General features: G+C 59.7%; 12 protein-coding genes. 8 read left to right on the top strand and 4 right to left on the bottom strand.

Annotated features, from left to right (window positions below):
* Positions 1–127 precede the first annotated feature (127 nt).
* From EJA71_RS05285 to EJA71_RS05270, 4 genes are all read right to left on the bottom strand, one after another.
* Positions 128–2,974 carry a valine--tRNA ligase gene (locus tag EJA71_RS05285; RefSeq protein WP_158954931.1) on the bottom strand — a complete coding sequence of 949 codons (2,847 nt, stop codon included), beginning with the start codon at positions 2,972–2,974 and terminating at the stop codon, positions 128–130.
* A 192-nt stretch (positions 2,975–3,166) separates the two neighbouring features.
* A complete protein-coding gene (locus EJA71_RS05280; protein ID WP_158954929.1) occupies positions 3,167–3,562 on the bottom strand; it encodes a DNA polymerase III subunit chi in 396 nt (131 codons plus the stop codon).
* An 8-nt stretch (positions 3,563–3,570) separates the two neighbouring features.
* Positions 3,571–3,999, bottom strand: a complete 429-nt coding sequence (locus tag EJA71_RS05275) for a DNA polymerase III subunit chi (protein WP_158954927.1) — start codon at positions 3,997–3,999, stop codon at positions 3,571–3,573.
* A 60-nt stretch (positions 4,000–4,059) separates the two neighbouring features.
* Positions 4,060–5,550 (bottom strand): leucyl aminopeptidase, encoded by a 1,491-nt coding sequence (locus EJA71_RS05270; RefSeq protein WP_158954925.1) that lies wholly within the window; start codon positions 5,548–5,550, stop codon positions 4,060–4,062.
* 308 nt (positions 5,551–5,858) lie between these two features.
* Between EJA71_RS05270 and lptF the strand changes: the two genes are divergently transcribed.
* The 8 genes from lptF to pdxJ all read left to right on the top strand — a co-directional run bounded on the left by lptF (position 5,859) and on the right by pdxJ (position 14,223).
* On the top strand, positions 5,859–6,980 hold the full coding sequence (lptF, locus tag EJA71_RS05265) for an LPS export ABC transporter permease LptF (RefSeq protein WP_158954923.1): 1,122 nt from the start codon (positions 5,859–5,861) through the stop codon (positions 6,978–6,980).
* Positions 6,973–8,034: an LPS export ABC transporter permease LptG gene (gene lptG / locus EJA71_RS05260; protein WP_158954921.1), complete on the top strand. Its 1,062-nt coding sequence runs from the start codon at positions 6,973–6,975 to the stop codon at positions 8,032–8,034. Before lptF ends, lptG begins: the two co-directional genes overlap by 8 nt.
* Positions 8,035–8,207: 173 nt before the next feature.
* Positions 8,208–10,007 carry a translation elongation factor 4 gene (gene lepA, locus EJA71_RS05255; RefSeq protein ID WP_158954919.1) on the top strand — a complete coding sequence of 600 codons (1,800 nt, stop codon included), beginning with the start codon at positions 8,208–8,210 and terminating at the stop codon, positions 10,005–10,007.
* Positions 10,008–10,012: 5 nt separating this feature from the next.
* Positions 10,013–10,867, top strand: a complete 855-nt coding sequence (lepB, locus tag EJA71_RS05250) for a signal peptidase I (protein ID WP_158954917.1) — start codon at positions 10,013–10,015, stop codon at positions 10,865–10,867.
* A gap of 169 nt (positions 10,868–11,036) precedes the next feature.
* Positions 11,037–11,726 carry a ribonuclease III gene (gene rnc, locus EJA71_RS05245; protein ID WP_016986099.1) on the top strand — a complete coding sequence of 230 codons (690 nt, stop codon included), beginning with the start codon at positions 11,037–11,039 and terminating at the stop codon, positions 11,724–11,726.
* Positions 11,719–12,621, top strand: coding sequence for a GTPase Era (era, locus tag EJA71_RS05240; protein ID WP_016771562.1), 903 nt, complete (start codon positions 11,719–11,721; stop codon positions 12,619–12,621). The genes rnc and era overlap by 8 nt, the downstream gene beginning before the upstream one ends.
* Before the next feature lie 118 nt (positions 12,622–12,739).
* The gene (gene recO / locus EJA71_RS05235; protein ID WP_158954915.1) at positions 12,740–13,429 is read left to right on the top strand and encodes a DNA repair protein RecO; all 690 of its coding nucleotides are present in this window, start codon (positions 12,740–12,742) and stop codon (positions 13,427–13,429) included.
* A gap of 47 nt (positions 13,430–13,476) precedes the next feature.
* Positions 13,477–14,223: a pyridoxine 5'-phosphate synthase gene (pdxJ, locus tag EJA71_RS05230; RefSeq protein WP_047292711.1), complete on the top strand. Its 747-nt coding sequence runs from the start codon at positions 13,477–13,479 to the stop codon at positions 14,221–14,223.
* Positions 14,224–14,282 lie beyond the last annotated feature (59 nt).

Raw genomic sequence — 14,282 nt, 5'->3', positions numbered from 1 at the left:
TCTTTTGATGTTGGTTTTTAAAAGCCAGATCAAAAGATCGCAGCCTGCGGCAGCTCCTACAGGGGGCATGTGGCGGGAATAAAAAAAGGAGGCCACTTGGGCCTCCCTTTTTCAGTGCGATTTGCCGTTACAGGCTGGCAATCCGCGCGTGCTGCTCGGCCAGTTTGCCCAGGGCTTGTTCAGCCTCGGCCAGTTTGGCGCGTTCTTTGTCGATGACTTCGGCCGGGGCCTTGTCAACGAAACCGGCGTTGGACAGTTTGCCGCCAACACGCTGGACTTCGCCCTGCAGACGCAGGATTTCCTTGTCCAGACGCGCCAGCTCGGCGCCCTTGTCGATCAGGCCGGCCATTGGCACCAGCACTTCCATCTCGCCAACCAGAGCGGTAGCGGACAACGGTGCTTCTTCACCAGCCTTCAGAACGGTGATCGATTCCAGACGCGCCAGTTTCTTCAGCAGCGCTTCGTTCTCGGTCAGACGACGCTGGTCTTCAGCGCTGACGTTCTTCAGGTAGATCGGCAGTGGCTTGCCCGGGCCGATGTTCATTTCGCCACGGATGTTGCGCGTGCCGAGCATCAGCTCCTTGAGCCATTCGATGTCGTCTTCGGCGGCCGGATCGATGCGTTCTTCGTTGGCCACTGGCCACGCTTGCAGCATGATCGTCTTGCCCTGAATGCCCGCCAGCGGCGCGATGCGCTGCCAGATTTCTTCAGTGATGAACGGCATGAACGGGTGCGCCAGACGCAACGCCACTTCCAGTACACGCACCAGCGTCCGGCGAGTGCCGCGCTGACGCTCAACCGACGCGTTCTCGTCCCACAGCACTGGCTTGGACAATTCCAGATACCAGTCGCAGTACTGGTTCCAGATGAACTCGTACAGCGCTTGGGCCGCCAAGTCGAAACGGAACTGATCCAGCTGACGGGTCACTTCGGCTTCGGTGCGTTGCAGTTGCGAGATGATCCAGCGATCCGCCAGCGACAGCTCGTAGGCTTCGCCGTTCTGGCCGCAGTCTTCGCCCTTGTCCAGAACGTAACGCGCGGCGTTCCAGATCTTGTTGCAGAAGTTGCGATAGCCTTCAACGCGGCCCATGTCGAACTTGATGTCGCGACCGGTCGAGGCCAGCGAGCAGAACGTGAAGCGCAGGGCGTCGGTGCCGTAACTGGCGATGCCGTCGGCGAACTCGTCGCGGGTCTGCTTCTCGATCTTCTTCGCCAGTTTCGGCTGCATCAGGCCGGAGGTGCGTTTCTGCACCAGTTCTTCCAGCTCGATACCGTCGATGATGTCCAGCGGGTCAAGGACGTTGCCCTTGGACTTGGACATCTTCTGGCCCTGACCATCACGCACCAGACCGTGAACATATACGGTCTTGAACGGCACCTGCGGCGTGCCATCCTCGTTCTTGATCAGGTGCATGGTCAGCATGATCATCCGGGCAACCCAGAAGAAAATGATGTCGAAGCCCGTCACCAGTACGTCGGTGGAGTGGAATTTCTTCAGGAATTCGGTCTGCTCAGGCCAGCCCAGGGTGGAGAACGTCCACAGGCCGGAACTGAACCAGGTGTCGAGTACGTCGTTGTCCTGTTGCAGCGCAACGTCCGGGCCGAGGTTGTGCTTGGCACGCACTTCGGCTTCGTCGCGACCGACGTAGACTTTGCCCGACTCGTCGTACCACGCCGGAATCCGGTGGCCCCACCACAGCTGACGGCTGATGCACCAGTCCTGGATGTCGCGCATCCACGAGAAGTACATGTTTTCGTACTGCTTCGGCACGAACTGGATGCGACCGTCTTCAACGGCAGCAATCGCAGGCTCGGCCAGCGGCTTGGTCGACACGTACCACTGGTCGGTCAGCCACGGCTCGATGATGGTGCCGGAGCGGTCGCCTTTCGGCACTTTCAGGCCGTGGTCGTTGACGCTGACCAACAAACCGGCGGCATCGAATGCGGCCACGATCTGCTTGCGCGCTTCAAAACGCTCAAGGCCGGCGTATTCAGCCGGAATCTTGCCGTCGATGCTGTCGTTCAGCGTGCCGTCGAGGTTGAACACCTGGGCTGCCGGCAGCACGTTGGCATTCTTGTCGAAGATGTTCAGCAGCGGCAGGTTGTGGCGCTTGCCGACTTCGTAGTCGTTGAAATCGTGAGCCGGGGTGATTTTCACGCAGCCCGTGCCGAATTCAGGATCGCAGTAATCGTCGGCGATGATCGGGATGCGGCGGCCAACCAGCGGCAGCTCGACAAACTTGCCGATCAGGGATTTGTAGCGCTCATCGTTCGGATTCACCGCGACGGCGGAGTCGCCGAGCATGGTTTCCGGACGGGTGGTCGCGACGATCAGGAAGTCGTTGCCTTCAGCGGTTTTCGCGTCGTCAGCCAGCGGGTACTTCAGGTTCCACAGGAAACCTTTCTCGTCGTGGTTTTCCACTTCGAGGTCGGAAATCGCCGTGTGCAGTTTGGTGTCCCAGTTGACCAGACGCTTGCCGCGATAGATCAGACCGTCTTCGTGCAGGCGCACAAACGCTTCTTTAACTGCTTCCGAGAGACCGTCGTCCATGGTGAAGCGCTCGCGGCTCCAGTCCACGGACGAGCCGAGGCGACGGATCTGACGGCTGATGTTGCCGCCGGACTGATCCTTCCATTCCCAGACTTTCTCGAGGAATTTTTCGCGGCCCAGATCGTGGCGATTCTGGCCGGTGGCTTCGAGTTGACGCTCCACCAGCATCTGCGTGGCGATACCGGCGTGGTCGGTGCCCGGCTGCCACAGGGTGTTGCGACCCTGCATGCGGCGGAAACGGATCAGGGCGTCCATGATCGCGTTGTTGAAACCGTGACCCATGTGCAGGCTGCCGGTGACGTTCGGCGGCGGGATCATGATGGTGTAGGAGTCGCCCGCGCCTTGCGGGGCGAAGTAGTTCTCGGACTCCCAGGTGTTGTACCAGGAAGTTTCAATGGCGTGCGGCTGGTAGGTCTTATCCATGCGCGGCGGGACCCTATTGGCATTAATTCAGGAAAAGCCGACGAGTATAGCGGGGCATGGGGCTGAGGGCGAGCGGGGCGGTCCGGATGAAGATCTAATTGTAGGAGCTGCCGAAGGCTGCGATCTTTTGATCTTGTCTTTAAAAAACAAAAGTCAAAAAATCGCAGCCTGCGGCAGCTCCTACAGAGGGCTTTATTCGTACTGGCTGAGCAACCGTTCCATTCGCGCATCGAGGCGGCGTTTGATTTCGGTTTCGATGTGCGGGGCGAAGTCGTCGATGACGTCTTGCATGATCAATTGCGCGGCGGCGCGCAGTTCGCTGTCGAGGTGGAGCAAGGCGTCGGGGCCTTTATCCACAGGTGCGGCAGGCTGTGCAGCGGGGGCTGGCGCTGGCACGGGAGGTGGTTCGACGGCCGGCGATTCATTGCCGACAGAATCGAACAACATTGGAATCTGTTCCTGTTCGCCTTCATCGACCGTGTCGGTCAGCAGTGGCGGTTGCAGGTTGTCGTCGCCGAGCAACTGGCGGATCGACTCGAGATCGTCCAGCAGGTGTGTCGGCTTTTGCTGCGGTTTCGGAGTGTCCATTGGAATGCTCAGAGTCGCTGTAAACGGTGATCTTGCAGAGGATAGCCCTGTTCGCGGTAGAAGCGAAAACTCTCCCGCGCGGCGGCTCGAATCGTTGGGTCTTCGACCACCACTTCCGCCACTCGGGCGAACTTGTTGGCGAAGGCCGGGACTTTCAGGTCGAGATTGACCAGCAAATCCTGATGCTGACCGCAGTCATCGCCCAGTCCCAGCACGATCAAGCCGTCCGGCTCGGTGTCGGCAGGGCCGTGCGGTACGAAGCTCTCGCCCTTGAACGCCCACAGGCGCGCATCGAGATCGTCACGCTGAGCGGCATCGCTGCAATGCAGGTAGATGCGGTGGCCCATGCGCCAGGCTTTCTCGGTGAGCTTGCAGGCAAAATCCAGACGAGCCGATGGGTCGGCGCTGGGCAAGATATAGAAGTCGACTTTGGTCATTGCGGTTCCAGAACGGCAAGCGGCGTCACCGGAAAGTGACGCCGCCGCCCATCAACGGGTTCAGGCTTTGGCGCGATCGAGCAGGTACTGGGTCAGCAGAGGCACCGGACGGCCAGTGGCGCCCTTGTCCTTGCCGCCGCTGGTCCATGCGGTGCCCGCGATGTCCAGGTGCGCCCAGTTGAGGTTCTTGGTGAAGCGCGACAGGAAGCACGCGGCAGTGATGGTGCCGGCTTTCGGGCCGCCAATGTTGGCGATGTCGGCGAACGGGCTGTCCAGTTGCTCCTGGTATTCGTCGAACAGCGGCAGTTGCCAGGCGCGGTCGTCAGCGGCTTTGCCGGCGCTGAGCAGTTGACCGATCAGTTCGTCGTTGTTGCCCAGCAGGCCCGAGGTATGCGCGCCCAGAGCAACGACGCAAGCGCCGGTCAGGGTGGCGATGTCGATCACCGCTTGTGGCTTGAAGCGCTCGGAGTAGGTCAGCGCATCGCACAGCACCAGACGGCCTTCGGCGTCGGTGTTGAGGATTTCCACGGTCTGGCCGCTCATGGTGGTGACGATGTCGCCTGGACGGGTCGCGTTGCCGCTCGGCATGTTTTCCGCGCAAGCGAGGATGCACACCAGGTTGATCGGCAATTTCAGCTCAAGCACGGCGCGCAGGGTGCCGAACACGGAAGCCGCGCCGCCCATGTCGTACTTCATTTCGTCCATGCCGGCGCCCGGTTTCAGGCTGATGCCGCCAGTGTCGAAAGTGATGCCTTTACCGACCAGCGCGTACGGCTTCTCGGATTTCTTGCCGCCGTTGTATTGCATGACGATCAGGCGCGGCGGCTGCTCGCTGCCTTGGCCGACGGCGTAGAACGAACCCATGCCCAGCGACTTGATCTTCTTCTCGTCGAGGACTTCGACTTTCAGATCCTTGAATTCTTTACCGAGGTTCTTGGCTTGTTCGCCGAGGAAGGTCGGGTGGCAGATGTTCGGTGGCAGGTTGCCCAGGTCGCGGGTGAAGGCCATGCCGTTGGCAATCGCGGTGGCGTGATTCACGGCGCGCTGCACTTCAGCCTGAGCAGCCTTGATGGTCACCAGGGTGATTTTCTTCAGGGCGCGCGGTTCGGCTTTCTGGCTCTTGAACTGGTCGAAGGTGTATTGGCCGTCCACCAGGGTTTCCGCCAACAGACGGGTTTTACCGTAGCTGTCGCGGTTTTTGACAATGACTTCGTCCAGCGCCAGCACGGCGTCGCTGCCGTTCAGATCTTTCAGGGTGTTGAGGATGCCGGCAACGATTTTGCGAAATGGGCGGTCGCCCAGTTCTTCATCCTTGCCCACGCCAACCAGCAGCACGCGCTCGGCTTTGAGGTTTGGCAGGCTGTGCAGCAGCAGGCTTTGACCGACCTTGCCGGCCAGATCGCCACGTTTGAGCACGGCGCTGATCGCGCCACCGCTGAGTTCGTCGACCTGTTTGGCGGCGACGCCGAGTTTGCGGCCTTCACCGACGGCAACCACCAGGGTGGCGGTTTTCAACGTTTCTGGGCTAACGCTTTTTACAACCAGTTCCATGTCCGGATCCCTGAATGAATGGTCAACACGCAGGCGTTCGACGGTGTCCGCAGTCGCCTGCTTATAGATAGAAGAGGCGCAGGCCAAAGCCTGCGACAAGGGCCGCAGTTTGAACCTCGCTCCCCGCGCCTGACAACCCTCGGTTGTACGATCTGCAACGGATTACAGACATGGATGAGTGTGCGCAGTGACAGGCGCCCCCAATCACAGGATAATGCCGCATCTTTTTTCGACGGCTCTGCGTTGCGGGCCGGTCGATGTGTTTGCTTGTTTGGCCGCCTTAGCCTGACAACCCTGGAGTGTCTGGTTTGATCGTCTTCCGTTATCTGTCCCGCGAAGTCCTGTTGACCCTCAGTGCCGTGAGTGCCGTGCTGCTGGTCATCATCATGAGCGGTCGCTTCATCAAATATCTGGCTCAGGCCGCTGCCGGCCAGCTCGATCCGGGATCTTTGTTCCTGATCATGGGCTATCGTCTGCCGGGCTTCATGCAACTGATTCTGCCGCTGGGCCTGTTCCTCGGGATCCTGCTGGCCTACGGTCGCCTGTACCTCGAAAGCGAGATGACCGTGCTCTCGGCCACCGGCATGAGTCAGCAGAAGCTGTTTCGCATGACCTTGTTCCCGGCAACGCTGGTGGCACTGGTGGTGGCATGGCTGAGTCTCGGCCTGGCCCCGCAAGGTGCCAACCAGTTTCAGTTGCTGCTGAACAAGCAGGACGCCCTGACCGAGTTCGATACCCTCGAACCGGGCCGCTTTCAGGCACTGCGTGACGGTACGCGAGTGACCTACACCGAGAGCCTGACTGATGATCGGGTCAATCTTGGCGGCGTGTTCATTTCGCAAAAGAACCTCGGTGCCGACAAGAAAGATCGCGGCATTTCCATTCTGGTGGCCGAAAAGGGCCGGCAGGAAGTTCGTCCGGATGGCACCCGCTACCTGATTCTCGACAATGGCTACCGTTATGACGGCAGTCCGGGGCAGGCCGATTATCGGGCAATTCATTACGAGCTCTATGGCGTGCAACTGCCCAAGCCGGATGTCAGCGAAGAGGTCACAGACCGCGATGCCATGCCGACATCGACCTTGTGGGGCAGCGACGACATTCGCTCTCGCACCGAGCTGCAATGGCGTCTTTCCTTGCCATTGCTGGTGTTCATCGTGACCCTGATGGCGGTGCCGCTGTCGCGCGTCAACCCGCGCCAAGGGCGTTTCCTCAAGCTGCTGCCGGCGATTCTTCTTTATATGGCTTACCTGACCATCCTGATTGCCGCCCGCGGCGCCCTTGAAAAAGGCAAGATTCCGCCGGCCCTTGGTCTGTGGTGGGTGCATGCGATCTTCCTGTTCATCGGCCTCGGCCTGCTTTATTGGGAGCCTCTGCGCCTGAAGATGGCCAGCCGTCGCAGCGCTGCGCTGGAGGTGGCCCGTGGTTAAACTCGACCGCTACATCGGCAGCAGTGTGTTCATGGCGATCATCGCCGTGCTGGCGATCATCCTCGGTCTGGCGACCTTGTTTGCCTTCATCGATGAAATGGGCGACGTCAGCGACACCTACACCCTCGTGGATGTCCTGAGCTTTGTGTTGCTCACCGCGCCACGTCGTCTCTACGAAATGCTGCCAATGGCAGCGCTGATCGGCTGTCTGATCGGCCTCGGCAGTCTGGCCAGCAGCAGTGAGCTGACGGTCATGCGTGCGGCGGGCGTTTCGATTGGCCGGATCGTTTGGGCCGTGATGAAACCGATGCTGGTGCTGATGCTGGCCGGCGTGCTGATCGGCGAATACGTTGCTCCGGCCACCGAAAGCATGGCCCAGGCCAATCGCTCGCTGGCGCAAGGCAGTGGCGATGCGCAAAGTGCCAAGCACGGTATGTGGCACCGCCAGGGTGACGAATTCATCCACATCAACGCCGTTCAGCCCAATGGCCTGCTGTATGGCGTGACCCGTTATCACTTCGATAAAGAGCGTCATCTGCTGAGTTCGAGCTTCGCCAAAAAGGCTGAGTACGATGGCAATCACTGGCAGCTGACTGACGTGGCGACCACGGTTTTCCACGAGCGCAGCACTGAAGTGGTTAGCACGCCAACCGAACGCTGGGACGTGTCGTTGAGCCCGCAACTGCTCAGCACTGTGGTTATGGCCCCGGAATCGCTGTCGATCAGCGGGTTGTGGGGTTACATCCACTATCTGTCCGAGCAGGGTTTGAGCAACGGTCGCTACTGGCTGGCTTTTTGGGTCAAGGTGTTGCAGCCGCTGGTGACCGCCGCGCTGGTGCTGATGGCAATCTCGTTCATTTTCGGTCCGCTGCGCTCGGTGACCCTCGGTCAGCGCGTATTCACCGGCGTGCTGGTGGGCTTCACCTTCCGCATTGTTCAGGATTTGCTCGGCCCTTCGAGCCTGGTGTTTGGTTTCTCGCCGCTGTTTGCGGTGCTGGTGCCGGCCGGCGTGTGTGCGCTGGCGGGTGTCTGGCTGCTGCGAAGAGCCGGTTGATGCGCGCACTTGTACCAGTGCTTTGAACCTCGAAAACGCCCCGGTCGACAGATCGGGGCGTTTTTGCATGCAATCCGGGTGACAGGCGAACGTGACGCTTGCGCCGTGTATCAGGTACAATTCCCGGCTATTTTTCGGCGGGCTATGCCTGCAGCCTTTTTGAGTGTTGATCCGTGAGTGATTTGAGTCATATCCGCAATTTCTCCATCATCGCCCACATTGACCATGGCAAGTCGACGCTGGCCGATCGCTTCATCCAGATGTGCGGCGGCCTGGCCGAGCGTGAAATGGAAGCCCAGGTCCTCGACTCCATGGAGCTGGAGCGTGAACGCGGGATCACCATCAAGGCCCACAGCGTTACCCTCTATTACACTGCCAAAGACGGCATCAAGTACCAGCTGAACTTCATTGACACCCCGGGCCACGTCGACTTCACCTACGAAGTCAGCCGTTCCCTGGCCGCGTGCGAAGGTGCTTTGCTGGTGGTCGATGCCGGTCAGGGCGTTGAAGCCCAGTCCGTGGCCAACTGCTACACCGCGATCGAGCAGGGCCTTGAGGTCATGCCGGTACTGAACAAGATCGACCTGCCGCAGGCCGATCCTGATCGCGTCAAGGAAGAGATCGAGAAGATCATCGGCATCGACGCCACCGACGCCGTCACCTGCAGCGCCAAGACTGGTCTGGGTGTCGACGAAGTGCTCGAGCGTCTGGTGCATACCATTCCTGCGCCGACCGGCAACATCGAAGATCCGCTGCAAGCATTGATCATCGACTCCTGGTTCGACAACTACCTGGGCGTTGTCTCCCTGGTGCGCGTGCGTCATGGCCGCGTGAAGAAGGGCGACAAGATCCTCGTCAAGTCCACTGGCAAGGTGCATCTGGTCGACAGCGTTGGCGTGTTCAACCCGAAGCACACCGCGACTTCTGACCTGAAGGCCGGCGAAGTGGGCTTCATCATCGCCAGCATCAAGGACATTCACGGTGCACCGGTCGGTGACACCCTGACCCTGAGCTCGACCCCGGACGTTGAAGTGCTGCCCGGCTTCAAACGCATCCAGCCACAGGTTTACGCCGGTCTGTTCCCGGTCAGCTCCGACGACTTCGAAGACTTCCGCGAAGCGCTGCAGAAGCTGACCCTTAACGACTCGTCGCTGCAGTACACCCCGGAAAGCTCCGACGCACTGGGCTTCGGCTTCCGCTGCGGCTTCCTCGGCATGCTGCACATGGAAATCATCCAGGAGCGCCTCGAGCGCGAGTATGACCTGGACCTGATCACCACGGCGCCGACGGTAATTTTCGAACTGGTGCTGAAAACCGGTGAAACGATTTACGTCGACAACCCATCCAAGCTACCGGATGTGTCGTCGATCGAAGACATGCGCGAGCCGATCGTGCGGGCCAACATTCTGGTGCCGCAAGAGCATTTGGGCAACGTCATCACCCTGTGCATCGAAAAGCGTGGCGTACAAGTCGACATGCTGTTCCTCGGCAATCAGGTGCAAGTCACCTACGACCTGCCGATGAACGAAGTGGTACTGGACTTCTTCGACCGTCTCAAATCCACCAGCCGCGGCTATGCTTCGCTGGATTACCATTTCGACCGCTACCAATCGGCTAATCTGGTGAAACTGGACGTGCTGATCAACGGCGACAAGGTCGATGCCCTGGCGTTGATCGTGCACCGTGACAACTCGCACTACAAAGGTCGCCAGTTGACCGAGAAGATGAAAGAACTGATTCCGCGTCAGATGTTCGACGTAGCGATTCAGGCCGCCATTGGTGGTCAGATCGTCGCCCGGACAACCGTCAAGGCACTCAGAAAGAACGTATTGGCCAAATGCTACGGTGGTGACGTTAGCCGTAAGAAGAAACTGCTCGAGAAGCAAAAGGCCGGTAAGAAACGCATGAAGCAGGTCGGCAACGTGGAAATTCCACAGGAAGCCTTCCTTGCAGTGCTCAGGTTGGATAGTTAGGTCCTATGTCACTAAATTTCCCGCTGTTGCTGGTCATCGCCGTGTTCGTCTGCGGCCTGTTGGCGTTGCTTGATCTGTTGATCCTCGCACCGCGTCGGCGTGCCGCCATTGCCTCTTATCAGGGCAGTGTCGGTCAGCCTGATGTCGTGGTTGTCGAGAAACTCAACAAAGAGCCGCTGCTGGTCGAATACGGCAAGTCGTTCTTCCCGGTGTTGTTCATCGTGCTGGTGCTGCGTTCGTTCCTTGTGGAGCCGTTCCAGATCCCGTCCGGTTCGATGAAACCGACCCTGGATGTCGGCGACTTCATTCTGGTGAACAAGTTTTCTTACGGGATCCGCCTGCCGGTGATCGACAAGAAGATCATCGAAGTCGGTGATCCGCAACGCGGCGATGTCATGGTGTTTCGCTACCCGAGCGACCCGAACGTCAACTACATCAAGCGTGTAGTCGGCCTGCCGGGCGACACGGTGCGCTACACCGCCGACAAGCGTCTGTTCGTGAATGGCGAATCGATTGCCGAGCAAATGATCGGCTCCGAGCCGGGCACGCTGGGCAGCGCCGAGCTGTACAAAGAGAAACTGGGCGCGGCCGAGCATCTTATCCGCAAGGAAATGAGCCGCTACCGCACGCCACCGGATCACACATGGACCGTGCCCGCCGGGCACTACTTCATGATGGGCGACAACCGCGACAACTCGAACGACAGTCGCTACTGGGATGATCCGAACATTCCCAAGGATCTGCTGGGCATGGTTCCCGACCAGAATATCGTCGGCAAGGCCTTCGCGGTCTGGATGAGCTGGCCGGAGCCGAAACTCAGTCACCTGCCGAATTTCTCGCGGGTTGGCCTGATCAAGTAATTACACACGGCGCTGTTGACCACAGCGCCGAATGCATTTCTGGAGCCGGCACAATCGGCTTCGCTATCGCCAGGATTTAATTTTTGAACACAGCGTTAATTGTCCCAGGCCTGCGCCGTATCCCGGCGATGGCAGTGGAATCCAGCCACGAACTCAGCGTGGGTAAACCGTGAGCGTTTCTCTAAGCCGTCTCGAGCGCCAGCTCGGTTACACCTTCAAGGATCAGGAGCTGATGCTGCTGGCCCTCACTCACCGCAGTTTTGCCGGGCGCAACAACGAACGCCTGGAATTCCTCGGTGATGCCATCCTCAACTTCGTTGCTGGCGAGGCGCTGTTCGATCGCTTCCCGCTGGCCCGCGAAGGCCAGTTGTCGCGTTTGCGCGCACGCTTGGTGAAAGGTGAGACGCTGGCTGTACTGGCCCGTGGTTTCGACCTTGGCGATTACCTGCGACTGGGTTCAGGTGAGTTGAAGAGTGGCGGTTTCCGTCGCGAATCGATTCTGGCCGATGCCCTCGAAGCCTTGATCGGTGCAATCTATCTCGACGCCGGCATGGACATGGCGCGCGAACGCGTATTGGCCTGGCTGGCTGGCGAGTTCGAAGGTCTGACGCTGGTCGACACCAACAAGGATCCGAAAACCCGCCTGCAGGAACATCTGCAATCGCGCGGTTGCGATCTGCCACGCTACGAAGTGGTGGATATCCAGGGCGAGCCGCACTGCCGAACCTTCTTCGTCGAGTGCGAAGTTGTCTTACTGAATGAAAAAAGCCGAGGTCAGGGTGTGAGCCGTCGTATTGCCGAACAGGTAGCGGCCGCTGCAGCACTGATTGCCCTGGGCGTGGAGAATGGCAATGACTGATACAAACGCAACTCGCTGTGGCTATGTTGCCATCGTCGGCCGTCCCAACGTCGGTAAGTCGACGCTGCTCAACCACATCCTTGGCCAGAAGCTCGCGATCACTTCGCGCAAGCCGCAGACCACTCGCCACAACATGCTCGGGATCAAGACCGAGGGTGACGTGCAAGCGATCTACGTCGACACCCCCGGCATGCACAAGGGTGGCGAAAAGGCCCTGAACCGTTACATGAACAAGACCGCTTCGGCGGCGTTGAAAGACGTCGACGTGGTGATCTTCGTGGTCGATCGCACCAAGTGGACCGACGAAGACCAGATGGTCCTGGAGCGCGTGCAGTACGTGACCGGCCCGCTGATCGTCGCGCTGAACAAGACCGACCGCATCGAAGACAAAGCCGAACTGATGCCGCACCTGAGCTGGTTGCAGGAGCAGTTGCCGAACGCGCAGATCATTCCGATTTCCGCGCAGCACGGCCACAACCTCGAAGCACTGGAAAAGGTCATTGCTGACCATCTGCCGGAGAACGACCACTTCTTCCCGGAAGACCAGATCACCGACCGCAGCAGCCGTTTCCTCGCCGCCGAACTGGTGCGTGAGAAAATCATGCGCCAGATGGGCGCCGAGCTGCCGTACCAGATCACCGTCGAGATCGAAGAGTTCAAGCAGCAGGGCAAAACCCTGCACATCCATGCCTTGATCCTCGTGGAACGTGACGGTCAGAAGAAGATCATCATTGGCGACAAGGGCGAGCGCATCAAACGCATCGGCACCGAGGCGCGCAAGGACATGGAGCTGCTGTTCGACTCCAAGATCATGCTCAACCTGTGGGTCAAGGTGAAGGGCGGCTGGTCCGACGACGAGCGTGCGCTGCGTTCGCTGGGTTACGGCGACCTGTAAGCGATTCGAAGATCAAAAGATCGCAGCCTTCGGCAGCTCTTACAATGTCTTGTTTACACCTGTAGGAGCTGCCGAAGGCTGCGATCTTTTTTTGCAATCCCAACCGGGAAAAACATTCATGTCGCAAAACCCGCCTCCCGCCCAACCCGCCTACGTCCTGCACTCCCGCGCCTACCGCGAAACCAGCGCTTTGGTGGATTTCCTCACGCCGCAAGGTCGGCTGCGGGCGGTGTTGCGCAGTGCGCGGGGCAAGGCCGGGACATTGGCGCGGCCGTTTGTGGCGCTTGAAGTAGAGTTTCGTGGCAAGGGTGAGTTGAAGAATGTCGGGCGCATGGAAAGCTCCGGCACTTCGGCGTGGCTTAACGGCGAGGCGCTGTTCAGCGGTCTTTACCTGAATGAGTTGCTCATCCGTTTGCTGCCTGCCGAAGATCCGCACCCGGGCGTATTCGATCACTACGCCGCCACCTTGCTGGCGCTGGCCGAAGGTCGTCCACTGGAGCCGTTGTTGCGCTCCTTCGAATGGCGTCTCCTGGACGATCTCGGCTACGGCTTTTCCCTGAACACCGATATCCACGGCGAGCCCGTCGCGGCGGACGGTCTCTATCGACTGCAGGTGGATGCGGGGCTGGAGCGGGTCTTCCTGTTGCAGCCCGGCCTGTTCAACGGCGTCGAATTACTGGCCATGGCCGAGGCCGACTGGAGCGCCCCCGGCGCGCTGTCCGCCGCCAAGCGTCTGATGCGTCAGGCACTGGCCGTTCATTTGGGCGGTCGTCCGCTCGTCAGTCGCGAACTGTTTCGCAAGCCCTAATCACCCCGTATGCTGTGCGCCGAATCTCTCAATTCAGGAGCGCATCCGTGACCACCAGCAATCGCATTCTTCTCGGCGTGAACATCGACCACGTCGCCACCCTGCGTCAGGCCCGTGGCACGCGCTACCCGGATCCGGTCAAGGCTGCACTGGACGCGGAAGAGGCGGGCGCCGATGGCATCACCGTGCACCTGCGTGAAGACCGCCGGCACATTCAGGAGCGCGATGTCTTGCTGCTCAAGGACGTGCTGCAAACCCGCATGAACTTCGAAATGGGCGTCACTGAAGAAATGATGGCGTTCGCCGAACGCATCCGCCCGGCGCACATTTGTCTGGTCCCGGAAACCCGTCAGGAGCTGACCACTGAGGGCGGTCTGGATGTGGCTGGGCAGGAAGAACGAATCAAGGCAGCAGTTGAGCGTCTGTCGAAGATCGGCAGTGAAGTGTCGCTGTTCATCGATGCTGACGAGCGGCAGATTGCAGCTTCCAAGCGCGTCGGTGCGCCGGCAATCGAGCTGCACACCGGTCGTTATGCCGATGCCGAAACCCCGACTGAGGTGGCCGAGGAATTGAAGCGTGTGGCGGATGGCGTTGCGTTTGGTCTGGCCCAAGGCTTGATCGTTAACGCTGGTCACGGCTTGCATTACCACAACGTTGAAGCCGTGGCCGCGATCAAAGGCATCAACGAACTGAACATCGGCCACGCGCTGGTGGCGCATGCGTTGTTCGTTGGCTTTAAGTCTGCCGTATCGGAAATGAAAGCGCTGATTTTGGCGGCTGCTCTCAAGGGCTAAGATCAAAAGATCGCAGCCTTCGGCAGCTCCTACAGGTTATGTGGACACCTGTAGGAGCT

It is taken from the genome of Pseudomonas sp. PB106, from assembly GCF_009764645.1.
Lineage (GTDB): Bacteria > Pseudomonadota > Gammaproteobacteria > Pseudomonadales > Pseudomonadaceae > Aquipseudomonas.
The sequence above is the reverse complement of the archived record's forward strand: the minus strand, read 5'-3'. Positions and strand labels throughout refer to the sequence as shown.